The following is a 22974-nucleotide window of genomic DNA, read 5'->3' as shown; positions in this document are numbered from 1 at the left end:
CGCCACCTGCGGCGGCGGGGTACATCCACGTACCCATCACTGTTGGCGCGCCTTCCACATCAGCGCCAGCGCGCTCAGACAAGCGATCAGAAACAGCACGGCGGAGACGCCGTGAAGCATCCCGAAGCGGGCCATGTCGTTCGCTTCGCGAGCCGCGTTCATCATCGGGCCGAGAATCAGCTCGCTGGATAATGGCGCGGCGGCGGTCAGCAGGATCAACCAGAGAATCGTCTTGGCCCTGCCGGCGGCGAATGCCCTGCCGGCGGCAAAGGCCCCGCGGGCGGCGAAGATGGCGATCAGCAGAATCGCGATGACGACGCCCAACCACGTCTCGATGTGAAACAGCCGCGCGGCCATCTGACCGGCGAGCCGGCGCTCCGGCAGCGTCGCGAACAGTTGAGGCGCGACGATGCCGCAGACCGTCCACAACGAGCCGGCCCAGAGCGTGACCAGGAACGTCGCGCTGAACTCGAGCAGCCGCGAAGCGCGGCGCTCGGGCTGAGCTGCCTCGATTCCACTGATAGCCATATGGTGTGCCCTACTTCGTCAGCGCCCATTCCTGGGCGCCAACAATATCGCTGCCGCCGAGCCCGCCCGACGAGCCGCCGATCAATCAGCCACAGCCGTTCCAAGTCACTCGAAGGTCGCGGATGAAACTGTCGGTTCTTGATCAGGGCCAGCGGCGAGCTGACAAAAAACAATGTGGCCGCGTTATGAGCTACTGGTATCGGACCGCAACGATCTCGTAGCTCTTGGTGCCGTTCGGCGCCACCACGTCCACGACATCGCCTTTCGACTTACCGACCAGCGCGCGCGCGATCGGTGACGACACGGAGATCAGGCCCTGTTTGATATCAGCCTCGGCGTCGCCGACGATCTGATAGAGCACCTTGTTGCCGGTGTCTTCATCTTCCAGGTCGAGCGTCGCGCCGAACACCACTTTGTCCGTGGCCGGCAACGAAGCGACGTCGATGATCTCCGAGTTCGACAGGTGCGCCTCGATGTCCTTGATGCGGCCTTCGATGAAACTCTGCTGCTCGCGCGCGGCGTGATACTCCGCGTTCTCGCTCAAGTCGCCATGCGCGCGCGCCTCGGCAATCGCCTGGATCACGCGCGGACGATCTTCGCTCTTCAAACGCTTCAGTTCGGCGCGCAGCTTCTCGGCGCCTTTCAAAGTCAACGGCAGACGTTTCACGATGCGATCTCCAATCGCTGGCCGGCCGTCGTCCCGCTGTCTTGCGAGATCTCCTTGTGCAGATCCTGCAGACGGTTCACGTCGACCTCATTCATGTGGGCAATGGCATCGCAGGTCGCCAGTCCCGCCGCTACTGTTGTGTAGTACGTGACGCGCTTGTGGACCGCTTCGCGCCGGATGGAGCGCGACTCGAATATCGCCTGCTTGCCTTCGGTGGTATTGACGATCAGCGAAATCTCGTCGTTTTTTATCATGTCCACGATGTGGGGGCGACCCTCACGCACCTTGTTGGCCGTGCGACAGGGAATTCCCGCATTGTTGATGGCTTCCGCGGTGCCAGACGTTGCAACGATTTCAAACCCCTGCGCGACCAGACGACGCGCCAGCAACACCGCCGAGGGTTTGTCGCGATCGCGCACGCTGATCAAACAAACACCGCGCGTCGGCAGAATCACGCCCGAGGCGAGCTGCGCCTTGGCGTAAGCCTCGCCGAAAGAACGGCCGGTACCCATCACCTCGCCGGTGGATTTCATTTCCGGGCCGAGGATCGGATCGGCTTCGGGGAACTTGGCGAACGGGAACACCGACTCCTTCACCGCGAAGAACTTCGGCACGCGCTCCTCGGTCAAGCCGAGCTCCTGCAACTTCGCGCCCGCCATCACGCGGGCCGCCATCTTCGCGAGCGGCACGCCGGTCGCTTTGGAAACGAACGGCACGGTGCGCGAGGCACGCGGATTCACTTCGAGGATGTAGACGATGCCGTTCTGGATCGCGAACTGAATGTTCATCAGCCCGACGACCTTCAGGCCCCGCGCCAGCTTGCGCGTCTGTTCCTTCAGATCGGCCTGGGTCTCGGCGGACAGGCTGTTCGGCGGCAGCGAGCAACCCGAGTCGCCCGAGTGCACACCGGCCTGTTCGACGTGTTCCATGATGCCGCCGATATAAACGTCCTCGCCGTCGCAGATCGCGTCGACGTCGACTTCGATGGCCTGGTCGAGGAAGCGGTCGAGCAGCACCGGGCTGTCGTTCGACACCTTCACCGCATCGGTCATGTAAGTGCGCAGGTCGTCTTCGTTGAAGACCACTTCCATGGCGCGACCGCCGAGCACGTACGAAGGCCGCACGACCAGCGGGAAGCCGACCGTCTTGGACATCGTGATGGCCTGCTCTTCGGTGCGGGCCGTGCAATTCGGCGGCTGCTTCAGGTTCAGCTGCTGCACCAGTTGCTGGAAACGTTCGCGGTCTTCGGCAACGTCGATCGCATCCGGCGTCGTGCCGATGATCGGCGCGCCCGCGGCTTCGAGCGCGCGGCACAGCTTCAGCGGCGTCTGACCGCCGTACTGGACGATCACGCCGACCGGCTTCTCCTTGTCGATGATCTCCATAACGTCTTCGAACGTGAGCGGCTCGAAGTACAGACGATCCGAGGTGTCGTAGTCGGTGGAGACCGTTTCGGGATTGCAGTTGACCATGATGGTCTCGAATCCCGCTTCGCGCAGCGCCAGCGCCGCGTGCACGCAGCAGTAGTCGAACTCGATGCCTTGCCCGATGCGATTCGGACCGCCGCCGAGAATCATGATCTTCTTGCGATCGGTCGGGTTCGCTTCGCACTCCTCGTCGTAGGACGAGTACATGTAAGCGGTCGAGGTCGAGAACTCGGCGGCGCAGGTGTCGACGCGCTTGTACACCGGACGAATGCCCATGGTGATGCGCTTGCGACGCACGCTCGCTTCATCGATACCCAGCAGGGTCGCGAGACGACGATCGGAGAAACCTTTGCGCTTGAGCGTCCACACACGATCGCGCGTGAACGCCTCGAGGCCCTGCTCCTGCACCCTCTGCTCTTCCAGGACGATGTCGTGGATCTGCGAGAGGAACCAGGGATCGATGCGCGACAGCGACTGCACTTCGTTGAACGACAGACCGGCACGGAACGCATCGCCGACATAGCGCAGGCGATTCGGCCCCGGCATGCGCAGCTCTTCGCGCATTTTGTGCGTCTGTTGTTCGCTGAGCGGCAGCGTCAGCAATGGATCGAGACCGTCGGTGCCCACTTCCATGCTTCGCAGCGCCTTCTGCAGCGACTCCTGGAACGTGCGGCCCATGGCCATCGCCTCGCCCACCGACTTCATCTGGGTCGTGAGACGGTCGTTGGCGCCCGGGAATTTCTCGAACGTGAAGCGCGGAATCTTGGTGACCACGTAGTCGATGGTCGGCTCGAACGACGCCGGGGTCGCGCCCCCGGTGATTTCGTTGCGCAGCTCATCGAGCGTGTAGCCGACCGCGAGCTTGGCGGCGACCTTTGCAATTGGAAAGCCGGTCGCCTTCGAGGCGAGTGCCGACGAACGCGACACGCGCGGATTCATTTCGATGATCAGCAGACGACCGTCGGTCGGGCTCAGCGCGAACTGCACGTTCGAACCGCCGCACTCAACGCCGATCTTGCGCAACACCGCGATCGAGGCATTGCGCATCAGCTGATATTCGCGGTCCGTGAGTGTCTGCGCCGGCGCGACCGTGATCGAGTCGCCAGTGTGCACGCCCATCGGATCCAGGTTCTCGATGGAACAGATGATGATGCAGTTGTCCGCGCGGTCGCGGACCACTTCCATCTCGTATTCCTTCCAGCCGATGACGGACTCTTCGAGCAGCACTTCGGAGGTCGGCGATGCATCCAGGCCGCGCTCGACGATGGTGATGAACTCTTCGCGGTTGTACGCGATGCCGCCACCCGAGCCGCCCATGGTGAACGACGGACGAATGATGGTGGGATAGCCGATCTCGGACTGCGCCGCCAGCGCTTCATCCATGCTGTGCGCGATCTTGGAACGCGGCGACTCCAGGCCGATCTCGCGCATGGCGTTACGAAACTTCTCGCGGTCCTCGGCCATGTCGATGGCTTCGCGGGACGCGGCAATCAGCTCGACGCCGTATTTGTCCAGCACGCCTTCGCGCACCAGATCGAGCGCGCAGTTGAGCGCGGTCTGTCCGCCCATCGTCGGCAGCAGCGCGCTGGGACGCTCCTTCTCGATGATGCGTTCCACCGTGCGCCAGTTGATGGGCTCGATGTAGATCGCATCGGCGGACTCGGGGTCCGTCATGATGGTGGCCGGATTCGAGTTCACCAGGATGACTCGATAGCCCTCTTCCTTGAGCGCCTTGCAGGCCTGCGCCCCGGAATAGTCGAACTCACACGCCTGGCCGATGACGATGGGGCCGGCGCCGATGATCAGGATGCTTTTGAGGTCAGTACGCTTGGGCATGTCGGGTGTTCGTCAACCTTCGGCGGCGCGGCGACCGTCTTTGGCGGCGGCCGGGTTCTGAGCGGACTGCGCACTGGCGAGCCGCTGGTGGATCATGGTGGTGAACTTGGTGAACAGCTGGCCCACGTCCTGCGGGCCCGGCGCCGCCTCGGGATGGCCCTGGAAGCTGAAGGCCGGACAGTCGGTGCGCTCGATGCCTTGCAGCGAGCCATCGAACAGCGACTTGTGAGTCACCTTCACGTTCGGACCGAGCGTGCTCTCATCGACCGCGAAGCCGTGATTCTGGCTGGAGATCAGCACGCGGCCGGAAGCCATGTCCTGCACCGGATGATTGGCGCCGTGATGGCCGAACTTCATCTTCACCGTCTTCGCATCGCTCGCCAGTCCCAGCAGCTGGTGGCCGAGACAGATGCCGAACACCGGAATGTCGGTCTCGAGGAATTTCTTGATCGCCTCGATGGCGTAGGTGCACGGCTCCGGATCGCCGGGACCGTTGGACAGGAAGATGCCGTCCGGATTCATCGCGAGCACTTTGTCGGCCGGCGTCTGTGCCGGCACGACGGTGACACGCGCGCCCTGATCGGCGAGGCAACGCAGGATGTTGCGCTTGATGCCGTAGTCATAAGCGACCACATGCACTCGCTGGCCCGGACGCGACTTCGGGCCCTGATGCTCACCCCAGTTGGTGCCTTCGTTCCATTGATACACGCGCTTGGTAGACACGACCTTCGCCAGGTCCATGCCCTTCAAGCCGGGGAACTTGCGCGCGGCATGCACCGCCGCCTGCGCATCGACCTTCTCGCCCGTCATGATGCAACCGGCGAGCGCGCCCTTCTCACGAAGGATTCGCGTCAGCTTGCGAGTGTCGATGTCCGCGATGGCGACGATCTTGCCGCGCTGGAGAAAACTCTCCAGGGATTCCGAGGCGCGCCAGTTGGAATGGACGGCCGGCAGATCGCGAATGATCAGACCGGCCGCGTACACCGATGCCGCTTCCAGGTCTTCCGGATTGGTGCCCGTGTTCCCGATGTGCGGATAGGTGAGAGTAACAATCTGTCTGCAATAGGACGGGTCCGTGAGGATTTCCTGATAGCCCGTCATGGCGGTGTTGAACACCACCTCGCCCGTCGTGTTGCCTTTGGCGCCGATGGAGCGGCCGTGGAAAACGGTCCCGTCCTCGAGTGCCAGTACAGCGGCCACGTTACCGGTGTGGTTCATGTAGCTCCCGATGTCATCTGTTTCAGACACGCATGCGGAAGACGAGATGGGCGCCTAAGGCCCGATCCCGCCACAAGTGATTTCACCGCGTGCTGAAGACGGCAGTCTACGCGAGTCGCCCAGGTGATGAAAGCGAAATGCGCGTGTCTGTCACCAGCGGAGGGGACAGATTTTAAATCTGTCCCCTCCGGCTCGAGCCCAAGGTTGAGCAAGCTAGCCGGATTTAAAGGGCTGGCGCCCGAACTACAGACCGAGCACGTCCTGCATCGAATACAGGCCGGGCGACTTGCCCACCAGCCATCGCGCGGCTTTGACCGCGCCGCGCGCGAAAGCGAGCCGATCGCTGGCGCGATGAGTCAGCTCGATGCGCTCGCCGATGCCGGCAAACGTGACGGTGTGGTCGCCGACCACATCACCACCCCGGAATACCGAGAAGCCGATGGAGCCACGGGGACGCGCACCGGTATTTCCATGGCGGGAATATTCAGCCGCGTCCGCCAATTTGACATCTCGCCCGTCGGCCGCCGCCGCACCGAGTGCCAGCGCCGTTCCCGAGGGTGCATCTTTCTTGTTCCGGTGATGCGCCTCGAACACTTCGATGTCGTAATCGGCGTCGAGCTTGCTGGCCGCCAATTCAACGAGCTTGAGCAACAGGTTCACGCCCAGGCTCATGTTCGGCGCCATCACGATGGGAATGGAGTGCGCCGCGGCCGCGATCTGGGCCCGCACCGCTTCGCTGTGACCGGTCGTGCCGATGACGACGGGACACCTGGCCGCGACACATGCGGCGAGATTCGCGGCGGTCGCTTCGGGCAATGTGAAATCAATGGCGACCTGCGCATTGCGCAGCGCCGCCGCCGGATCAGCCTCGACCGCGACATTGCGCTGGGGACCGCCGCCGCCTGCGTCGCTCGCGTCCTTGCCCAGCCAGCGGCTGCTCGCCGAGGCCGACGCGCCACTGAGCCTGGCGCCCGGCGCTTCGTCGATCGCGCTCAGCAATGCACGACCCATGCGGCCGCTGACGCCGAGCACGGCGATCTGCAAAGAGTTGTCGGCCATCGCTTGAATCAGCTTCCGATGTCGAAGAAACGTTTGACGCCGTCCAGCCACGTGCTCTCACGCGGGCTGTGGCTGCGCCGGCTGTCCTGCAGGGACGCATCGAAGGCGCGCAGCAGTTCTTTCTGATGGTCGGAGAGATTGACCGGCGTCTCGACCACGACCCGACAGAACAGATCACCCGTCGCTCCGCCACGCACCGGCTTCACGCCCTTCTCTTTCAGGCGGAACACCCGGCCGGACTGCGTCTCTCCCGGGACTTTCAATTCGACATTGCCGCCGAGCGTCGGCACGTCGATCGCGCCACCGAGACTCGCTGTGACGAAGCTCACCGGCACTTCGCACGACAGATGACTGCCGTCGCGCTCGAAAATCGGATGTTCCTTGACGCGGATCTCGACGTAGAGATCGCCCGGCGGGCCGCCGTTGCGGCCGGCCTCGCCTTCGCCGGTCAGGCGAATGCGGTCGCCATTGTCGACGCCTTGCGGGACTTTGATGTTGAGCGATTTCTTCTTGCGCAGCCGGCCCTGCCCCAGGCAGGAATCGCACGGCTGACTGATGATCTGGCCGCGGCCTTTACAGCGCGGGCAGGTCTGCTGAACCGCGAAGAAACCCTGCTGCATGCGGACCTGACCGGCACCGTTACAGGTGTCGCAGGTCACCGGCTTGGAGCCGGGCGCGGCGCCCGAGCCCTGACACGGCTCGCACTCGGCGAGCGTGGTGAATTCGATATCCGAGGAATGGCCGAACACGGCCTGCTCGAGATCCAGCTCGAGGTCGTAGCGCAGATCGGCGCCACGAAACACCTGCTGACGTCCGCCGCGACGACCGCCGCCGAAAATGTCACCAAACACATCGCCGAAAATGTCGCTGAACGCGTCGGAGGCGCTGAAGCCACCGCCGCCGCCCCGGGCCGCGAGGCCGTCATGACCGTGCTGATCGTAAATGGCGCGCTTCTGCGCGTCGGTCAGCACCTCGTACGCTTCCTTGCACTCCTTGAATTTCTCTTCGGCTTCGGCGTCGTTGGGATTGCGGTCGGGATGAAACTTCATCGCCAGACGGCGATAAGACTTCTTGATCTCGGCCTCCGTGGCCGTGCGGGCTACATCGAGCACCTTGTAGTAGTCGCGCTTGGACATTTTCGCGGTTCAGACCCCATCCCAGACGTGGCGCATGATGCCTGCGGTCGCCGGCCCCACGCCACTGATAAACAAGTCGGGCCCAGGAGACATGACTGTCCCCTGGGCCCGCTGCGTTGGATTATTTCTTCTTGTCTTTGACTTCTTCGAACTCGGCATCGAGCACGTCCTCGTTGCCGCCGCCCGCGCCACCGCCACCCGCCGCGCCTTGCGGGCCCGGTCCGGGGCCAGCGCCAGCTTCAGCGGACTGCTGCGCCAGGGCCGCAGCCAGACGGCTCACTTCAGCCGCCTTCTTGTCGATGATGTCCTTGTCGTCCTCGCCCAGGGCGCGCTTCAGATCGGACACGGCATTTTCGATGTTGGCGCGATCGGCGGGCGGTACCTTCTCGCCCAGATCCTTCAACGCCTTCTCGGTCCCGTGCACCAGCGCGTCGGCCTTGTTACGCGACTCGACCAACTCGCGGAACTTGCGATCTTCCTCGGCGTGCGCCTCGGCGTCCTTCACCATTCGCTTGATCTCGTCCTCGTTCAGACCGCTCGAGGCCTTGATGACGATCTTCTGTTCCTTGGCGGTGGCCTTGTCCTTCGCCGACACGTTCAGGATGCCGTTGGCATCGATGTCGAACGTGACTTCGATCTGCGGCATGCCACGCGGCGCCGGCGGAATGCCTTCCAGGTTGAACTGGCCCAGCGACTTGTTGTCGTGCGCGCGCTGACGCTCACCCTGGAGCACGTGAATGGTCACGGCGCCCTGGTTGTCGTCGGCGGTCGAGAAGGTCTGATTCGCCTTGGTGGGAATCGTGGTGTTCTTCTCGATCAGCTTGGTCATCACGCCACCGAGCGTCTCGATACCGAGCGACAGCGGCGTCACGTCGAGCAGCAGCACGTCCTTCACTTCGCCGGACAGCACGCCGCCCTGAATCGCGGCACCGACGGCCACGGCTTCATCCGGGTTCACGTCCTTGCGCGGCTCCTGGCCGAAGAAATCCTTCACCGCCTTCTGCACCAACGGCATGCGGGTCTGACCGCCGACCAGGATCACTTCGGAAATGTCCTTGATCGACAAGCCCGCGTCCTTCAGCGCGATCCGGCACGGCTCGACCGTCTTGGTCACCAGATCCTCGACCAGCGACTCGAGCTTGGCGCGCGTCAGCTTGATGTTGAGGTGCTTCGGACCGGAAGCATCGGCCGTGATGTACGGCAGATTGATTTCGGTCTGCTGGCTGGAGGACAGTTCGATCTTGGCCTTTTCGGCCGCTTCCTTCAGGCGCTGCATGGCCAGCGGATCGCGACGCACGTCGACGCCGCTTTCCTTCTTGAACTCTTCGCCGAGATAGTCGATGACGCGCTTGTCGAAGTCCTCGCCGCCGAGGAACGTGTCGCCGTTGGTGGCGAGCACTTCGAACTGACGCTCGCCGTCGACATCGGCCACTTCGATGATGGACACGTCGAACGTGCCGCCACCCAGGTCATACACCGCGATCTTGCGATCGCCGCCCTGCTTGTCGAGGCCATAGGCCAGCGCAGCCGCGGTCGGCTCGTTGATGATGCGCTTGACGTTCAAGCCGGCGATGCGGCCGGCGTCTTTGGTCGCCTGACGCTGCGAGTCGTTGAAGTAAGCCGGCACGGTGATGACGGCTTCAGTGACCGTGGTGCCGAGAAAGTCTTCGGCGGTCTTCTTCATCTTCTGCAGGATGCGCGCGGAGATTTCCTGCGGCGCCATCTTCTTGCCCTGCACTTCCACCCAGGCATCGCCGTTGTCGGCCTTGGCGATCTTGTAGGGCACCATGTCGACGTCCTTCTGCACGACATGGTCGTCGAAGCGACGGCCGATGAGGCGCTTGATCGCGAACAGGGTGTTCTGCGGATTGGTCACCGCCTGGCGCTTGGCCGACTGGCCGACCAGCACTTCATTGTCCTTGGTGAACGCCACGATCGACGGCGTGGTGCGATCACCTTCGCTGTTTTCGATCACGCGCGGCTTGCCGCCTTCCATGATCGCGACGCACGAGTTGGTCGTGCCGAGGTCGATGCCGATGACTTTGCTCATGGCCGTAATCTCTCCTGCAAATTATCCGTTAGTAATTGTCGAATTGAAGTCTGTAAGTCTGGCCAGGTCGCGCGCGTTCTGCCTGCAACTCCGGCCGTCTTGCCGTGATATCTGCGGACCGTGCCGGCGTTTACAAGCCCCCGCTGACAGACGATCAGGGCGCCCGGGCGACGATTACGCGTGCCGGACGGAGCAACCGGCCGTTCAGCTGGTACCCCTTCTGCACCACCTGAGTGACGCTGTCCGGAACGTGCTCGGCCGAAGGCTGCATGGCCATGGCTTCGTGGTGCTCCGGATTGAACTGCTGCCCCAGGGGGTCGATCTCGGTCAGACCGTTCTTCTCGAAGGCCTTGGCCAGCAATTTCAGGGTGGCTTCGGTGCCGGCGCGCAGGGTCTGCGCATCGCCGGCGGCCAGCAGGCCGAGCTCCAGGCTGTCCTTCACGGCCACCAGATCGTTGGCAAAGCGGTCGACGGCGTACTTATGCGCCTGCTCTACATCGCGCGACGCACGCTTGCGAATATTTTCCATCTCGGCGAGCGCGCGCATGTACAGATCGCGGCTTTCCAGGGCTCGGGCTTCGGCGGCGGCCAGCGCGGTCGCCAGATCGCCAGGCTGCGCTGCCTGGGCCGCGTCGCTGCCGGGCGGGCGATCCTGCTCGTTGGGCGTGCTCATGAATGAATTCTCCTATCGCAAAAAGGGCCCCGTGCCCGGCTGGCAACGCCGGTGGCGGGACGCGCGGTTTCTCAAAGGGGCGGCATTCTGCCTGATCAGGCGGCCGACCTCATGCCTGACCGCTTCAGGGGACAGTCAGGCGCGACGGGAATGGCGACTCAGACGCGAGAATTCAAGGCGGAGCCGAGCAGCTTCGCGGTGATGTCGACGATGGGGATGATGCGTTCATAGGCCATGCGGGTCGGACCGATGACCCCCAGCACCCCGACGACTTCCTTATCCAGGGTGTAGGGTGCGGTGACCAGACTGCAATCGTCCAGGATGGTGTAGCCGGATTCCTGGCCGATGAAGATCTGCACGCCGTCGGCTTTCAGGCTCAGATCCAGCAGGTGCAGGATGTCGCGCTGCTGGGTGAACGCCTCGAACAGACGCCGCAGCTTCTCGACGTTGGATAACTCGGCGAAGCTCATCAGGTTGGTTTCGCCGGCAATGACATATTCCATCCGGCCGCCGATCGGGCTCGGCATGACCACGTGCTGGGCCAGATGAATCGCGTCCAGCATCACCTGGTTCAGCGACTCGCGCGTCTCCTTCAGCTGAGTCAGCAAGTGCTCGCGCACCGCGCTCAATTCCTTGCCGCCGAATTCCTGGTTCAGATAATTCGACGCGCGCCGCAGCTCCTCGGAGGTGTAGTGCCGGTCCAGCTGCACGATCCGGTTCTGCACTTCGCGACCGTTCACGACCATGATGGCCAGCACGCGGTTATCCGACAGCGGCACGAATTCGATCTGGCTCAGCGCCGAGTGACTCTGACGCGGCAAGGTCACGACGCCCGCCAGCCTCGTCACGCTCGACAACATCTGCGACGCCGCCGCCACCAGCGATTTATGGTCGGCGGAGTGTTCACCGAAGCGCGTCTGGATCGCGGCGATCTTCTCGTCATCGAGCGGCTCATATTTGAGCAGCGTGTCGACGAAGAAACGATAACCCTTGTCGGTGGGCACGCGGCCCGCCGAGGTATGCGGTGAAGTGACGAAGCCGAGCTCTTCCAGATCCGCCATGACATTGCGGATGGTCGCAGCGCTCAGATTCAGCCCGAGATCACGCGACAGCGTGCGGGACCCGACGGGTTGCCCGTCGCGGATGTAATGCTCGACCAGCAGTCTGAGTAACTGCTGCGAGCGTTCATTCAGCGATTCGTCGTTTTGGGTCGGCATCGTTCGGTTCGGGCGGCTTGCATCGAAGCATCACGCCCCGACCGCATCTAGGACTCAAACCTATGTGACAGAAGGCAATTTGCACCAGCCCGCGCTGCGATGCCCGACTGTCCGAGTAAGCTAAACACGGCGCCGGGCTCGGATCAAGCAGCTCGCCCCCTAGGCGTGACCACATTCGACCCGGGAGATATTGTGACCCCTCCCCCGCTTCGCCACCGGATTCGCGTGGCTGGCTGACATGGGTCCGTGCTAAAAACCGCATCCATGCCCGCAGCGCCCCACCCGTTCCAAACCATCGCCATCATCGGCAACACGCGAGACTCGCGGGTCGTCGAGTCGTTACAGGCTCTCGCTGCTCATCTGCACAGCCGCTCGCGGCGTGTGCTCATCGATGGGGCGACGAGCGTCGACTACCGCGGCGTCACCGTCGAGCAGCTCCCTGAATCGGAGCTGTGCACGAAGGCGGACCTCTTGATCGCGGTCGGCGGCGACGGCTCGATGCTGCATGCGGCCCGGCTCGCCGCGCCACGCGGTCTGCCGGTGCTCGGTATCAACCGCGGACGGCTCGGTTTTCTGGCCGACATCGGCCCCACCGAGCTCGCCACTCGCGTCGATGAGATTCTCGCCGGCCGTTATGTGAGCGATCAGCGCACGATGCTGCAGGCGACGTTGAGCTCGCCCGGCCAGCCGGATCGCCAATGCAACGGCCTGAACGACGTCGTTCTGCAGAAGTGGCAGACCGGTCGCATCCTGGATTTCGAGACCTACATAGACGGCCGCTACGTGAACACGCACGGCGGCGACGGCTTGGTGATCGCGACGGCCACCGGTTCGACCGCTTATGCGCTGTCGTGTGGCGGACCGATTCTTTATCCGGGACTGGATGCCATGGTGCTGGCACCAATCTGCCCGCACACCTTGTCGGACCGGCCCATCGTGGTCCGAAGCAATGCCATCATCGAAGTGCGGCTGCTCGATCGGCCCGACAGCAACGGCCAGGTCACCTGCGACGGCGTGTCGCTCGGCGCTCTCTCTCAAGGCGATCGGCTGATCGTTCAGCCGGCCGCGGGCAAGGTGACTCTCCTGCATCCCGCCGATCACGATTACTATCGCACGCTGCGCTCGAAGCTGCGCTGGGGCCGCGGTGACCGAACCGCTCCGTACCCCGACCCAACCACCGAATAAACCTCCGCCGCGAAGATGCTCACTCATATTCAGATCCGCGACTTTGCCATCATCGACGCGGTCGAGCTGGAGCTTGGCCCGGGCCTGACCGTGCTCACGGGCGAAACCGGCGCGGGCAAGTCGATCCTGGTCGATGCGCTGCTGCTCGCGGCCGGCGGTCGCGCGGGCGCCGAAGTCGTTCGTCATGGCGCCGAGCGCGCTGAAGTGTCCGCGACGTTCGCCATCGAGAAAAACGCCGCGGCCCACACCTGGCTCAACGAGCAATCCATCGAGCACGAAGGTGAATGCGTACTGCGTCGAGTGATCTCCGCGGACGGTCGCTCGCGCGCTTATGTCAACGGACAAACGATGTCCGTGCAGTCGCTGCGCCAGCTCGGCGAAACGCTCGTCGACGTGCACGGCCAGATGGAATATCAGTCGCTGGTCCGTCGCTCCGCTCAACGCGAATTGCTCGACCAGAGCGGCGAACACCGCGAGCTGCTCAGTGTAGTCACCGAAACCTGGCGCACTTTGTCCCAGGTCAAAGAAGAACGCGATCGCGCGGCCGCCTCCGCCCAGGACCGCGAGGCTCGACTCGAGCTGCTGCGTTATCACACGAGCGAGCTGCAAGCACTGGATCTGAAGGCCGGCGAAGCTGAAGAGCTCGGCGCCGAGCGGACGCGTTTGTCACAACGCGGTCGGCTCGCCTCCGGTGCGCGAGAAATCATCCAACTGCTGCGTGAAGCGGAAGATGTGAGCGCGGAACAGGCGATCTCGCGCGCGCTCAGCACGGCACGACATGTCGGCGAGCTGGACCCGACGTTCGCACCGATGGCGAGGTTGATCGATGAGAGCTTGATCGCTCTGCGCGAAGGCGTCGAAGCGGTGGAGCGTTACGAGTCCGATCTCGAAGCCGATCCGCAGCGTCAGGAATGGGTCGAGGACCGGCTCGCGACCATGGAATCGATCGCGCGCAAGCATCGCGTCGAAGTCAGCGCCCTGCTCGACCTGCAAGCGGAATTGCAGCAGGAATTCCAGCGGCTCGACTCGCTCGAAGCGTCCATGGCGCAGATCGAGAAGCGCCTGGAGGACGCCCAGAAAAAATTCAATGCTGCCTGCGACAAGCTGACGGCCGCGCGCAAGTCCGCCGCGAAATCGTTGGGCTCGAGCATCAGCTCGTTGATGCAGACCCTCGGCATGCCGGGCGGAAAATTTCAGATCGACGTGCGCGCCGCGGAGTCGGCCGGTGCGAATGGCGCCGACGACATCGAGTTCCTGGTCAGCGCCAACCCCGGCCAGCCGCCTCGTCCGCTCGCCAAAGTGGCGTCGGGCGGTGAATTGTCACGCATCAGCCTGGCCATTCAGGTAGCCGCTGTGCAGACCGATGCCCTTGCCGGCTCGCTGGCCTGCCTGGTGTTCGACGAAGTCGATGCCGGGGTGGGCGGCGGCGTGGCGGAGATCGTCGGCCGTCAGCTGCGAACCCTCGGCGAGCGGGCGCAGGCCCTCTGCGTCACCCACCTCCCCCAGGTCGCCAGCCAGGCGCACGCGCATGTCCGAGTGACCAAGCTGACGGATGGCAAGACCACCCGCACGGCCCTTCACCCGCTGACTGCCGATGAACGCGTGGAAGAAATCGCCCGCATGCTGGGCGGTATCAATGTGACCGACAAGGCGCGGGAACATGCCGCCGAGATGCTGCGGCCGGCGCCGACGAAGACTGCCGCCAAGGCGGCGGCTGGCGCGAGCAAGGCTCCGGCCAAAGCTGCCGCCCCCGCTCCGAAGAAGAAGCCGGCGCGGCGCTGAGCCGTCAGAGGAGTGGCTTCAGTTGCGGCTTTTCTGGTTTCTTGCCGGACAGTCCGGGCGGCTGCAGTAGCCGTACAGGATCATGGAATGATCCTTCAGCTCATACTTGAGACGGGCCGCCACCTGGCGCTGGCGCTCCTCGATACCGGCATCCATGAACTCTTCGACCCGGCCGCAACCTAAGCACACAATGTGGTCATGGTGCTGGCCCTCGTTGAGCTCGAACACCGCCGTGGTGCCCTCGAAGTGATGACGCGTCACCAGCCCCGCGGCCTCGAACTGCGTCAAGACCCGGTACACCGTGGCCAGGCCGATATCCTCGTGAGATTCGAGCAGATGCTTATAAATGTCTTCCGCGCTCATGTGGCGCGGCGTGGCCGTGCCGAGAATCTCGAGAATCTTGATCCGAGGCAACGTGACCTTGAGGCCAGCCTTCCGCAAATCATTGGTTTCCACGTGCTTGGTCCTCAGATCGAATGTCCGCGAGCGTCCCGCTGCGAGACCGACCGCTTTTGAGTATCATCCTGCCGCATTATCTCGCAGCCCAGCCGCTGGCTCCACCCCGAAATGACACGAATCAAGTACATACTGGCCTCGCTGATCGCTACCGCGCTGCTGGCCGGCGGCCTCACAGGATGCGTCCACCGCGTCGATATTCAACAAGGCAATTTTCTCGACAAGGACGACATCGACCGCGTCGCGATTGGCATGACCCGCGTCCAGGTGCGATCGCTTCTCGGTACGCCCATGGTCGCCGACCCCTTCGTGAGTCAGCGCTGGGACTACCTGTACTACTTCAAGCGCGGTCGCTGGAGCGAGCCGCAGAAGCGTCATTTCATCGTGTTCTTCGACGCCACCGATAAAGTGGAACGCATCGATCGCCCGACCGACACGGTGCCCACCCTGGTGAAGCCGCCCGAAGCGAAGACCGCCGCGGCGAACTGAGTTACTTGCGACGTTGAGTTTCGGCGCGGCTGCGCTCGGCCGCTTCGCGCCGGCTCTGCTTGGGATCGATCAGCAACGGCCGCAGAATCTCGATGCGGTCGCCATCGCGCAGCTGATAGGTGAGCGGCACTGCCCGCCCGAAAATCGCACAGGCCAACGGGCGCGCCGCGGCTTCCGGAAATTTTTGCAGCAGCCCTGAGCGATTCACCGCCTCGGTGAGCGAGGTGCCGGGCGGCACTTTCAGATCGACCCCTGGCTGTTGGTCCGGCAGCGCGTACACCACGCGGATGCGCAGCAGCTCACTTTTTTCCATACTTCTCGCGAGCGCGGTCGACGAAGGCGTCGATCAACTCGCTGCAATTCTTCTCGAACGTGCGAGAGAGCAGCATGTTGAGCATGGCGCTGGCGAACTCGAACCGGACCGTGAGCCCGACCTTGACGCCCTTGTCACCCAGCGGGGTAAACGTCCAGCGGCCCTCGAAGGTCTTGAAAGGCCCGTCCACCAGCGTCATCAACATCTCGGTGGGACGTTTCAGAAAATTGCGCGTCGTGAACGTCTCGCGCACGCCCGCTTTGTGCATTTCCAGCTTGCCGGTAACCTGGTCCGGCGTGCTTTCCAGCAACTTCGCGGCGGAAATCCAGGGCACGAACTGCGGATACTGCTCAATGTCCGCCACCAGCGCGAACATTTGTTCGGCTGAATAGGGGACCAGGGCACTTCGAGTTACTTCACGCATGCGCCGGCACGGTACAATCCGCGCCCTCTATGAGCAAGCAGAAAGCCGACAACAACCCGACCATCGCCGAGAACCGCCAGGCCCGCCACGAGTACTTCATCGAAGAGACGTACGAGGCCGGTCTGTCGTTGCAAGGCTGGGAGGTCAAGAGCATGCGCGCCGGACGCGTGCAGCTGAAGGAAGCGTACGTGTTCCTCAAGAACGCCGAAGCCTTCCTGTACGGCGCGCACGTCTCCGCCCTGCCCACCGCCTCCACGCACGTGATCCCCGACCCGATCCGCACGCGCAAGCTGCTGCTGAACCGCGCGGAGCTGAGCCGGCTGGTCGGTGCCGTCGAACGCAAGGGCTACACCCTGGTGCCGCTGGAAATGTATTGGAAGGCCGGCCGCGCCAAGTTGCGCATCGGTCTGGCCAAGGGCAAGAAGGAACACGACAAGCGCGCGACCTCCAAGGATCGCGACTGGCAGCGCGAAAAATCGCGATTGATGAAACATTCGAAGCGCTGAACCCCCACCCTTTTAAGACATTCCCTGCCTGTTTCCCGAGCGTGGCGCGGTCAAAGTGATGAACGCGTCACGCGGTTACAGTTGCTCACGGGATCTGGACGCGTCGCCGTGCAATGTGCACGGTGAGCCGCACCGTGCGGCGTAACGCTTTCCGGAGGAAACATGACCAGCGCGATTTCGATGAGTAACTGCTACTCGTCGTACGCGAGCACGCAAACGCGTGCCGCGGATACATCCAAACTGCAACAGCAGTTGTTCAGCAAGGTGGACACGAACGGCGACAAGTCCATCGACGCGACCGAGCTCACCTCGTTTCTCGACTACGTCGGCGAGAAAACCGGCAGCTCGATCGACTCGGCATCGGCACTCAAAGCGCTCGACAGCGACGGCAACGGCTCGATCAGCGAGACCGAGCTGACCGACAATGCCAGCGCATTGTTCGATCAGCTGAAGTCGCAGCTGATGAGCTCGCAGATGCAACCGGGCCACGGCGGCCCACCGCCTCCGCCGCCCTCGGGCGAGGATTCGAGCGACATGTTCTCCAGCATCGACACGGATGGCGACGGCTCGATCTCCAAGACCGAGCTCGAGACCTTCCTGAGCAGCCGCGCCGATGACTCCGGCAAGGGCCCAAGCGCAGACGACATCCTCGCCCGCGACGATACCGACGGCGACGGCGCCATCAGCTCCGCGGAATTCGAGGACGCCATGAGCCGCGGTCCGCAGGGTCACCGTGGCGGTGATAGTGGTGGGATGAACTTCGAGAAGCTGCTGTCGTCGCTGGTGAATCAGTACGCGGCGGTGGGGTCGGCTTCGAGCGCAGTGGGGTCGTTGAGCGTTGCGGCCTGATTGCTGGGTCAGCGCCAACGAAATGCCACCGACGACGATGCGTCGGTGGCATTTCGGGAATTGGTGGAGGCGGCGGGAATCGAACCCGCGTCCGCAAGCACTACGCTACAAGATCTACATGCTTAGCTCACTCATTGATTCTCGCCGCGCGCTACCCGAGGAGCAGGGAAGACGAACGACCAGCTGCAGAGCGTTTTAACGAGGCGGCCTGTAGCACACCGACTCGCGAGCTTGTGAGCGCGTCCCCCAATCTGGATGCACAAGCACATACCAGGCGGAGGTTAGGCGGGATTAAGCCGCCAGAGCGTAGTTGTCGTCGTTTGCAACTATAAGTTTGTAAGCAGTTTAAGGAGTTACCTACAACTCCGCATGCACCTGGAGTTTCGCCACCCACGTCGAAGCCGGTCGCCCCCGAAGGTGTCGCCACTCATGGCAACGGACGCTAGTGTAAGGCCAAAGCGGCGGATCTCAAGGGGAAATTGCGAGAAGCGTGTCGGCGTCGGCTCATTTGCCCTCCAACCTCTCGCAGTCCAAGGCCCTCGACCACGGCCGCAGCCTCTTGCTCGTCCCGACACACGAATACGAGCGTACGCGGGGCCGGGCTCTTCCCTATCCAAGGCGCGAGAGAACTACACCGCGCTCGAAATGCGCGGCGACCAGGACGCGCGACTCCGCGGGTGACTCGCACAACCAAGAGCGCGAAAAACGCGCGCACCCCTGCTCTGCCGACAACAAAGAAACATTCAGAGCGCATGGGTTCAGGGCGCACCCCCGTTCGATCTTAACGACTACTCGCCAGCGCGATGGAAAGCGATGCCCGAGTAAACGAACAACTGCGATGGTCTGCGCGGGACATCCATAAATAGCAGGGGGTAGCCTTTAGGCTACAAGCGATCTAGAATGAGTTCCATCAAAGTACGGCAATACCGAACCCAGGACGGCAAAATTCCCGTATTGGAATGGCTAAGCAGCTTCCGTGACCGCATTGCGCGTGCTCGGATCGACGCCCGCCTTGAACGACTGGCTCTCGGATTGCGCGGTGATTGGCGGTCAGTGGGCGGCGGCGTGAATGAACTGCGCATCGACCATGGCCCCGGCTATCGGGTGTACTTCGCACAGCATGCCAACACCGTTGTTATCCTTCTGTGTGGCGGCGACAAGCGCACTCAAGCGAAAGATATCGAGCAAGCACATGCCTACTGGAAAGACTACAAAGCGCAAAATCGCACCTAGCGTGCCCTTCCGCGCGTCAGTCCATCTTCACAGCGATGCGGAGATCGCCGTTTATCTCGAAGAAATGCTGGCGGATGGCGACGCACGCGCGGTCCCGATCGCGCTTCGTACGGTGGCGGAAGCCGTGGGCGGCATGGGGGCGCTTGCCGAGAAGACAGGATTGTCACGCGAAACGCTCTATCGGACCCTGTCTGCGAGCGGCAATCCGCGGCTGGATACGTTGGCACTCATCCTTGAGGCGTTTGGTCTGAGACTGTCGGTGAGACCGGCCCCGAAACCACGGCGCACGGAGCAACGTGCGTCACACAGCTAATCACAACACTCGTTTACCTCAAGCCCATTAAACTTGAGGAATACTCTCAACCGACCGCGACAACGGCAGAGCAGAAGGAACATAGCCTTGGCTACGGCGTCGTACCGCAGAACGTTCTAAGCGATATTCAAGCGTGCAATTGTGAAAAAACTGCTGATCACGGACGTCGACAATACACTGTTTGACTGGCAGCGCCTTTGGTACGAGTCCTTTTCGGCTATGAGTCGCAAAGCCTTGGACATCTCGGGCATGGACCCAGAACTATTCTATGCTGAGTGCAGTCAACTGCATCAGAAGCACGGAACTAGCGAGTACGCCTTTGTTCTTACCGAGCTACCCTCATTGAAGAGACTCTACGGGGCGGATGTCATGAACGTGATGCAGCCCGCCATCGATTCTTTCCGAGAAGCTCGGCGTGAATACCTTAAGCCATATCCCGGTGTCCATGCTGCTCTGGACTTCCTCAGAAAAGCAGGAATAACTGTCGCCGCCTTCACGGAATCAAAAGCCTTTTATACGAGCTACCGCTTTAGAAAGCTCGGACTCGACGAAAGGATAGATTTTCTGTATTCACCGGTTGATCACGCTCTACCCGATGACGCGAGCTCCATTCGAAAGTACTCACCCGAAACCTATGAACTGAAGTACACCAGACATCGCTTCACTCCTGAGGGCGAATACAAGCCAAATCCGCACATCCTATTGAGCATCGTTGACGAACTTGGATTTGACATTGAAAGCACTGTATACGTTGGTGACAACCTGTGGAAGGACGTCTTCATGGCGCAGCAGGCCCAGGTCACTTCTGTGCACGCAGCATACGGGGCTGCACAGCACAGGGCCGAGGAATACGATCTATTGAAAAAGGTGACGCATTGGACACCTGAGATGGTGGCACGCGAACGAGAGGCATTGAGACCGGGCGCGGTCACACCAACATACGTGCTACGCGATTCGTTCGATGAGATCATTAAAATAATGGAGATCTAATGGACGAGATGGCGGCGCAAATTGAGATCTGGAAGAAGATCGTGGACGTGCAACAACACTTCAACGATTTGGAGCTTCGCATCCGAAACTTTGCCCTAATTGTCACGGGTGCATTTTTAGGCTTAGGCGCAAACGCCCTCAAAGATGGGGGCACTGCAACCATTAATGGCCATCACATTCCAACTGCTGCTTTGATCGTGGCAGCCTCTCTCGTACCGCTCCTGGCTTTCTATCTGATGGATAGGCTGTGGTATCACCGCCTTCTTAAGGGGGCTGTCAACGCAGGGACTCAGGCAGAAAAGAAACTCACGGAACTCGGACTGGCGGTCGATTTGGGCACTCAGATTAGCCTCGCGAGCCCTTTCACAGTGTTCAAGAAAAGCGTGCACTCACATCACAAGATGGATGGATTCTACATCCTCTTGTTGCTCTCAATCGCGAGCCTTGGGCTAACTCTTGCTCTTGCAGTGAGGCCGTCAACAGTCATCGCAGGAACTCCCAGCCACGTGACGCAAGCACAAGGACTCGACGAGGCTGCCGCCGATGCGGTCTGCAAAGCCTACGTGCAGGATCTTTTGAATCACTCAGCGGGCGTGCCGGGCTCGACTGCTACGGACCCCGGCACCGGCCGACAAGCTGTATTGGTGTCGGGCAGATGGAGATTGGTGCCACGATGCTAAGCATCTGTAACCCATTCTAATTTCGCGTGCAGATGAACACTGCCAGATGCAACCTCGCGAAACTCCGGCGTGCGCAAAGCTCATAGCGAACACCACACTAGGGGACTACTTAATCAACTTGAACGGCTTCGCGATCTCGTACCACTCAATCAAAAGATCGCGGGTCGACTCGAACATAGTCCGCAATTTGGCATCCCGCTCTTTTCGTTGCTTAAAATTAGTCGGCTGATGACTAACAGCATTTCGCCAATCAGTGTGGCCTCGTGCCTTCACGATCGATTGCTTGCTAAAAGTCGGCACCTTAGCCTTGATCTTGCCAACATCAATGCGCACCTCCATTGTCTCCAGCATTGTCGCCCAGGAATCGGTGTGAAAGAACCTAGCTTTTAGGGCGGGCGTTCCAGCCGGATGCTTCCAGAGCCCCTTGCTGTATGTATGCTCCGCGAATATGCGCGTCAGCTCTTCAAGCGACTGACTGATAGCTTGGCAACCTTGACCAGGCGAACCATCAAGGAAAGTCGACTCCGCATTCTTGACCTCCTCCCTGCGATTCTTTGGCACAGATTCCAGCGTGGTCTTCTTTAGACCGAACAAGGAGAGTGGCACGGGGCGATGGAACTCATGAACACTACCATCGTCATTTATTTGCGCGACCCCAATACCGCACTCTCTCGCCTGCTTAAGTTCAGCATTGAATGTCGGAGCAGCCGCAGTAGGCGGAACCGCCACCCATAGCTGTATGGGCAACGCCCGAGTTGCCGACTTACTAACAAATTCGTAGAGCGAATTGGAAAATGGCGTCTCTCGTACCTCTATCCCAACGTAGTAACCCGTAGACAAAGTGGCGAGCCATGTCGGCTTAAGCGGTAAGCCATCGTCGATCGATGTCTCGCATTTAAACCCTTTCGCACCATAGTGCTGCGCAAAGTACGACTTTGCTCGGTCCGCAACGTCATGAAGGCTTTGGCCGAGGATGATGTAGGTCATGCGTCGGCCTTCAGGATCGCCTCAGCGCGCTTCACCAGCTCCTCAAGCTTCTCCCTGACATCCTCATCAATCTCCGAAGCATCCACCTCCTGAAGTTTCACCAACAAGCTATCTATGCGTGAAACGATGTCGCGCTCAGCATATGCTTCCGAAGCAGTCTCATCCCATGCTTGCGTAATGGAGTACTTCGGCTCCGTTAGCAACTTCTTGATCGCCTTCTTGGCTTTATCGGAACTGACTCCAACCTTGGTGGCTCTCGCGATCTTTCCTACCTTTCTGAAATCGACGATGTTGTCGACCACCTTGTCCTTATACTTCTTAAGGAGCACATCGCGCGCAACATCTATGTTCCTGACGACATCCGGCATCGCCCGAACAACCGTCTTTAGAGATTTTTCGATCTCGATAAAGAGGTCTTCGCTCAGTAGTTGCTTGCTTTTTGGCTTCTTTAGCTCCTCCAGGAGCATGTCTTGATACTTCTTCGGCAGATCACTGAGCATCTTGCATCTGCGAATGACACCCCGCACGAGCCCAGTCTTCGCAGATAGCTCAACCTCCGATGGCTCCTTGCCCAGCTCTGCGGTAAGTAATTCAATAATCTTCGGTAGCTTCAGAGCGATCGTCAACAAATCCCATTGCTCGCGAAGAGCATGGATGTTGAACATTAGAAGCAGATTTTCTAGCGGCTTCGGCTCCTTCTGAATGAGGGCGGGAATGGTCTTTAGGTTTAGCTTTGAGGCGCAGCGCCAGCGCCTCTCACCATCGATAAGGATGAACTCCGACCCACGCTTGAATACAGCGATGGGAACTTGAATTCCATACTGTCGAATCGACTCCTGTAACTCCTCAAGCTCGCCCTGACGGAATGTGATTCTAGGATTATCTGGATTAGGACGAATCTTTCCGGTTGGGATGTCAGCAAGCGTTCCGGATTGACTCGATGCCATGCGCTTGGT

The 22974-nt window shown here is 61.4% G+C and carries 23 protein-coding genes and 1 other RNA gene; 9 read left to right on the top strand and 15 right to left on the bottom strand.

Translation table 11 applies throughout. The features are described from left to right. Window positions 1-36 precede the first annotated feature (36 nt). The 9 genes from EKO19_RS23025 to hrcA all read right to left on the bottom strand — a co-directional run bounded on the left by EKO19_RS23025 (window position 37) and on the right by hrcA (window position 11811). Window positions 37-528: a DUF4149 domain-containing protein gene (locus EKO19_RS23025; RefSeq protein WP_129778958.1), complete on the bottom strand. Its 492-nt coding sequence runs from the start codon at window positions 526-528 to the stop codon at window positions 37-39. Between the two features lie 190 nt (window positions 529-718). After that, a complete protein-coding gene (greA, locus tag EKO19_RS23020; RefSeq protein WP_129778956.1) occupies window positions 719-1195 on the bottom strand; it encodes a transcription elongation factor GreA in 477 nt (158 codons plus the stop codon). Continuing rightward, a complete protein-coding gene (gene carB / locus EKO19_RS23015) occupies window positions 1192-4458 on the bottom strand; it encodes a carbamoyl-phosphate synthase large subunit (RefSeq protein WP_129778954.1) in 3267 nt (1088 codons plus the stop codon). The genes greA and carB overlap by 4 nt, the downstream gene beginning before the upstream one ends. Window positions 4459-4470: 12 nt before the next feature. Further along, window positions 4471-5676, bottom strand: a complete 1206-nt coding sequence (carA, locus tag EKO19_RS23010) for a glutamine-hydrolyzing carbamoyl-phosphate synthase small subunit (RefSeq protein WP_129778952.1) — start codon at window positions 5674-5676, stop codon at window positions 4471-4473. Window positions 5677-5919: 243 nt separating this feature from the next. Then, on the bottom strand, window positions 5920-6735 hold the full coding sequence (gene dapB / locus EKO19_RS23005; RefSeq protein WP_129778950.1) for a 4-hydroxy-tetrahydrodipicolinate reductase: 816 nt from the start codon (window positions 6733-6735) through the stop codon (window positions 5920-5922). An 8-nt stretch (window positions 6736-6743) separates the two neighbouring features. Next, on the bottom strand, window positions 6744-7871 hold the full coding sequence (gene dnaJ / locus EKO19_RS23000) for a molecular chaperone DnaJ (protein WP_129778948.1): 1128 nt from the start codon (window positions 7869-7871) through the stop codon (window positions 6744-6746). Window positions 7872-7992: 121 nt separating this feature from the next. Next, window positions 7993-9921, bottom strand: coding sequence for a molecular chaperone DnaK (gene dnaK, locus EKO19_RS22995; RefSeq protein WP_129778946.1), 1929 nt, complete (start codon window positions 9919-9921; stop codon window positions 7993-7995). A gap of 154 nt (window positions 9922-10075) precedes the next feature. Continuing rightward, the gene (gene grpE, locus EKO19_RS22990; protein WP_129778944.1) at window positions 10076-10594 is read right to left on the bottom strand and encodes a nucleotide exchange factor GrpE; all 519 of its coding nucleotides are present in this window, start codon (window positions 10592-10594) and stop codon (window positions 10076-10078) included. Window positions 10595-10752: 158 nt separating this feature from the next. Next, entirely contained in the window at window positions 10753-11811 is a 1059-nt protein-coding gene (gene hrcA, locus EKO19_RS22985; RefSeq protein WP_129778942.1) for a heat-inducible transcriptional repressor HrcA, read from the bottom strand. 264 nt (window positions 11812-12075) lie between these two features. Here hrcA and EKO19_RS22980 point away from each other — a divergent pair, with 264 nt between their 5' ends. Then, the gene (locus EKO19_RS22980) at window positions 12076-12996 is read left to right on the top strand and encodes an NAD(+) kinase (protein WP_129778940.1); all 921 of its coding nucleotides are present in this window, start codon (window positions 12076-12078) and stop codon (window positions 12994-12996) included. A 15-nt stretch (window positions 12997-13011) separates the two neighbouring features. Further along, on the top strand, window positions 13012-14778 hold the full coding sequence (gene recN / locus EKO19_RS22975) for a DNA repair protein RecN (RefSeq protein ID WP_129778938.1): 1767 nt from the start codon (window positions 13012-13014) through the stop codon (window positions 14776-14778). Between the two features lie 18 nt (window positions 14779-14796). On the opposite strand, the gene fur is transcribed toward recN, so the two are convergent. Next, window positions 14797-15234 carry a ferric iron uptake transcriptional regulator gene (fur, locus tag EKO19_RS22970; protein WP_129778936.1) on the bottom strand — a complete coding sequence of 146 codons (438 nt, stop codon included), beginning with the start codon at window positions 15232-15234 and terminating at the stop codon, window positions 14797-14799. A gap of 111 nt (window positions 15235-15345) precedes the next feature. Between fur and EKO19_RS22965 the strand changes: the two genes are divergently transcribed. Then, window positions 15346-15723 carry an outer membrane protein assembly factor BamE gene (locus EKO19_RS22965; RefSeq protein ID WP_129778934.1) on the top strand — a complete coding sequence of 126 codons (378 nt, stop codon included), beginning with the start codon at window positions 15346-15348 and terminating at the stop codon, window positions 15721-15723. A gap of 1 nt (window position 15724) precedes the next feature. Here the strand turns inward: EKO19_RS22965 and EKO19_RS22960 are convergent, their stop codons facing one another. Both EKO19_RS22960 and EKO19_RS22955 read right to left on the bottom strand, forming a co-directional pair. Then, window positions 15725-16036: an RnfH family protein gene (locus tag EKO19_RS22960; RefSeq protein WP_129778932.1), complete on the bottom strand. Its 312-nt coding sequence runs from the start codon at window positions 16034-16036 to the stop codon at window positions 15725-15727. Beyond that, on the bottom strand, window positions 16023-16460 hold the full coding sequence (locus EKO19_RS22955) for a type II toxin-antitoxin system RatA family toxin (protein ID WP_129778930.1): 438 nt from the start codon (window positions 16458-16460) through the stop codon (window positions 16023-16025). The genes EKO19_RS22960 and EKO19_RS22955 overlap by 14 nt, the downstream gene beginning before the upstream one ends. A 29-nt stretch (window positions 16461-16489) precedes the next feature. Here EKO19_RS22955 and smpB point away from each other — a divergent pair, with 29 nt between their 5' ends. Together smpB and EKO19_RS22945 are read left to right on the top strand one after the other, a co-directional pair. After that, window positions 16490-16966 carry an SsrA-binding protein SmpB gene (gene smpB, locus EKO19_RS22950; protein ID WP_129649118.1) on the top strand — a complete coding sequence of 159 codons (477 nt, stop codon included), beginning with the start codon at window positions 16490-16492 and terminating at the stop codon, window positions 16964-16966. Window positions 16967-17128: 162 nt separating this feature from the next. Continuing rightward, window positions 17129-17815 (top strand): EF-hand domain-containing protein, encoded by a 687-nt coding sequence (locus EKO19_RS22945; RefSeq protein WP_129778928.1) that lies wholly within the window; start codon window positions 17129-17131, stop codon window positions 17813-17815. A gap of 61 nt (window positions 17816-17876) precedes the next feature. Here EKO19_RS22945 and ssrA read toward each other — a convergent pair. Further along, window positions 17877-18228: a transfer-messenger RNA gene (gene ssrA / locus EKO19_RS22940) on the bottom strand. A 487-nt stretch (window positions 18229-18715) separates the two neighbouring features. Between ssrA and EKO19_RS22935 the strand changes: the two genes are divergently transcribed. The 4 genes from EKO19_RS22935 (at window position 18716) to EKO19_RS22920 (ending at window position 21031) form a co-directional block, all read left to right on the top strand. After that, window positions 18716-19048, top strand: a complete 333-nt coding sequence (locus EKO19_RS22935; RefSeq protein ID WP_129778926.1) for a type II toxin-antitoxin system RelE/ParE family toxin — start codon at window positions 18716-18718, stop codon at window positions 19046-19048. A 1-nt stretch (window position 19049) separates the two neighbouring features. Next, entirely contained in the window at window positions 19050-19361 is a 312-nt protein-coding gene (locus tag EKO19_RS22930; protein WP_217705533.1) for an addiction module antidote protein, read from the top strand. A 141-nt stretch (window positions 19362-19502) separates the two neighbouring features. Next, window positions 19503-20351 (top strand): HAD family hydrolase, encoded by an 849-nt coding sequence (locus tag EKO19_RS22925; RefSeq protein WP_129778922.1) that lies wholly within the window; start codon window positions 19503-19505, stop codon window positions 20349-20351. Beyond that, a complete protein-coding gene (locus tag EKO19_RS22920) occupies window positions 20351-21031 on the top strand; it encodes a hypothetical protein (protein ID WP_129778920.1) in 681 nt (226 codons plus the stop codon). The genes EKO19_RS22925 and EKO19_RS22920 overlap by 1 nt, the downstream gene beginning before the upstream one ends. 105 nt (window positions 21032-21136) lie before the next feature. On the opposite strand, the gene EKO19_RS22915 is transcribed toward EKO19_RS22920, so the two are convergent. Together EKO19_RS22915 and EKO19_RS22910 are read right to left on the bottom strand one after the other, a co-directional pair. Further along, window positions 21137-22018, bottom strand: a complete 882-nt coding sequence (locus EKO19_RS22915; RefSeq protein WP_129778918.1) for a hypothetical protein — start codon at window positions 22016-22018, stop codon at window positions 21137-21139. After that, complete coding sequence (locus EKO19_RS22910) at window positions 22015-22965, bottom strand: ParB/RepB/Spo0J family partition protein (RefSeq protein ID WP_129778916.1); 951 nt, start codon at window positions 22963-22965, stop codon at window positions 22015-22017. Before EKO19_RS22910 ends, EKO19_RS22915 begins: the two co-directional genes overlap by 4 nt. Window positions 22966-22974 lie beyond the last annotated feature (9 nt).

The sequence above is a fragment of the Peristeroidobacter soli genome (assembly GCF_004138485.1).
GTDB lineage: Bacteria > Pseudomonadota > Gammaproteobacteria > Steroidobacterales > Steroidobacteraceae > Steroidobacter > Steroidobacter soli.
Note: the sequence above shows the minus strand (reverse complement) of the source record. Positions and strands in the feature narration are given on the sequence as shown.

Excerpts from the sequence above, each read along its gene's own strand:
- EKO19_RS23025 (WP_129778958.1), bottom strand. The coding sequence starts at position 528 with ATGGCTATCAGTGGAATCGAGGCAGCTCAGCCCGAGCGCCGCGCTTCG.
- carB (WP_129778954.1), bottom strand. The coding sequence starts at position 4,458 with ATGCCCAAGCGTACTGACCTCAAAAGCATCCTGATCATCGGCGCCGGC.
- carA (WP_129778952.1), bottom strand. The coding sequence starts at position 5,676 with ATGAACCACACCGGTAACGTGGCCGCTGTACTGGCACTCGAGGACGGG.
- dapB (WP_129778950.1), bottom strand. The coding sequence starts at position 6,735 with ATGGCCGACAACTCTTTGCAGATCGCCGTGCTCGGCGTCAGCGGCCGC.
- dnaJ (WP_129778948.1), bottom strand. The coding sequence starts at position 7,871 with ATGTCCAAGCGCGACTACTACAAGGTGCTCGATGTAGCCCGCACGGCC.
- dnaK (WP_129778946.1), bottom strand. The coding sequence starts at position 9,921 with ATGAGCAAAGTCATCGGCATCGACCTCGGCACGACCAACTCGTGCGTC.
- grpE (WP_129778944.1), bottom strand. The coding sequence starts at position 10,594 with ATGAGCACGCCCAACGAGCAGGATCGCCCGCCCGGCAGCGACGCGGCC.
- hrcA (WP_129778942.1), bottom strand. The coding sequence starts at position 11,811 with ATGCCGACCCAAAACGACGAATCGCTGAATGAACGCTCGCAGCAGTTA.
- EKO19_RS22980 (WP_129778940.1), top strand. The coding sequence starts at position 12,076 with ATGCCCGCAGCGCCCCACCCGTTCCAAACCATCGCCATCATCGGCAAC.
- recN (WP_129778938.1), top strand. The coding sequence starts at position 13,012 with ATGCTCACTCATATTCAGATCCGCGACTTTGCCATCATCGACGCGGTC.
- EKO19_RS22965 (WP_129778934.1), top strand. The coding sequence starts at position 15,346 with ATGACACGAATCAAGTACATACTGGCCTCGCTGATCGCTACCGCGCTG.
- EKO19_RS22960 (WP_129778932.1), bottom strand. The coding sequence starts at position 16,036 with ATGGAAAAAAGTGAGCTGCTGCGCATCCGCGTGGTGTACGCGCTGCCG.
- EKO19_RS22955 (WP_129778930.1), bottom strand. The coding sequence starts at position 16,460 with ATGCGTGAAGTAACTCGAAGTGCCCTGGTCCCCTATTCAGCCGAACAA.
- smpB (WP_129649118.1), top strand. The coding sequence starts at position 16,490 with ATGAGCAAGCAGAAAGCCGACAACAACCCGACCATCGCCGAGAACCGC.
- EKO19_RS22945 (WP_129778928.1), top strand. The coding sequence starts at position 17,129 with ATGACCAGCGCGATTTCGATGAGTAACTGCTACTCGTCGTACGCGAGC.
- EKO19_RS22935 (WP_129778926.1), top strand. The coding sequence starts at position 18,716 with ATGAGTTCCATCAAAGTACGGCAATACCGAACCCAGGACGGCAAAATT.
- EKO19_RS22920 (WP_129778920.1), top strand. The coding sequence starts at position 20,351 with ATGGACGAGATGGCGGCGCAAATTGAGATCTGGAAGAAGATCGTGGAC.
- EKO19_RS22915 (WP_129778918.1), bottom strand. The coding sequence starts at position 22,018 with ATGACCTACATCATCCTCGGCCAAAGCCTTCATGACGTTGCGGACCGA.
- EKO19_RS22910 (WP_129778916.1), bottom strand. The coding sequence starts at position 22,965 with ATGGCATCGAGTCAATCCGGAACGCTTGCTGACATCCCAACCGGAAAG.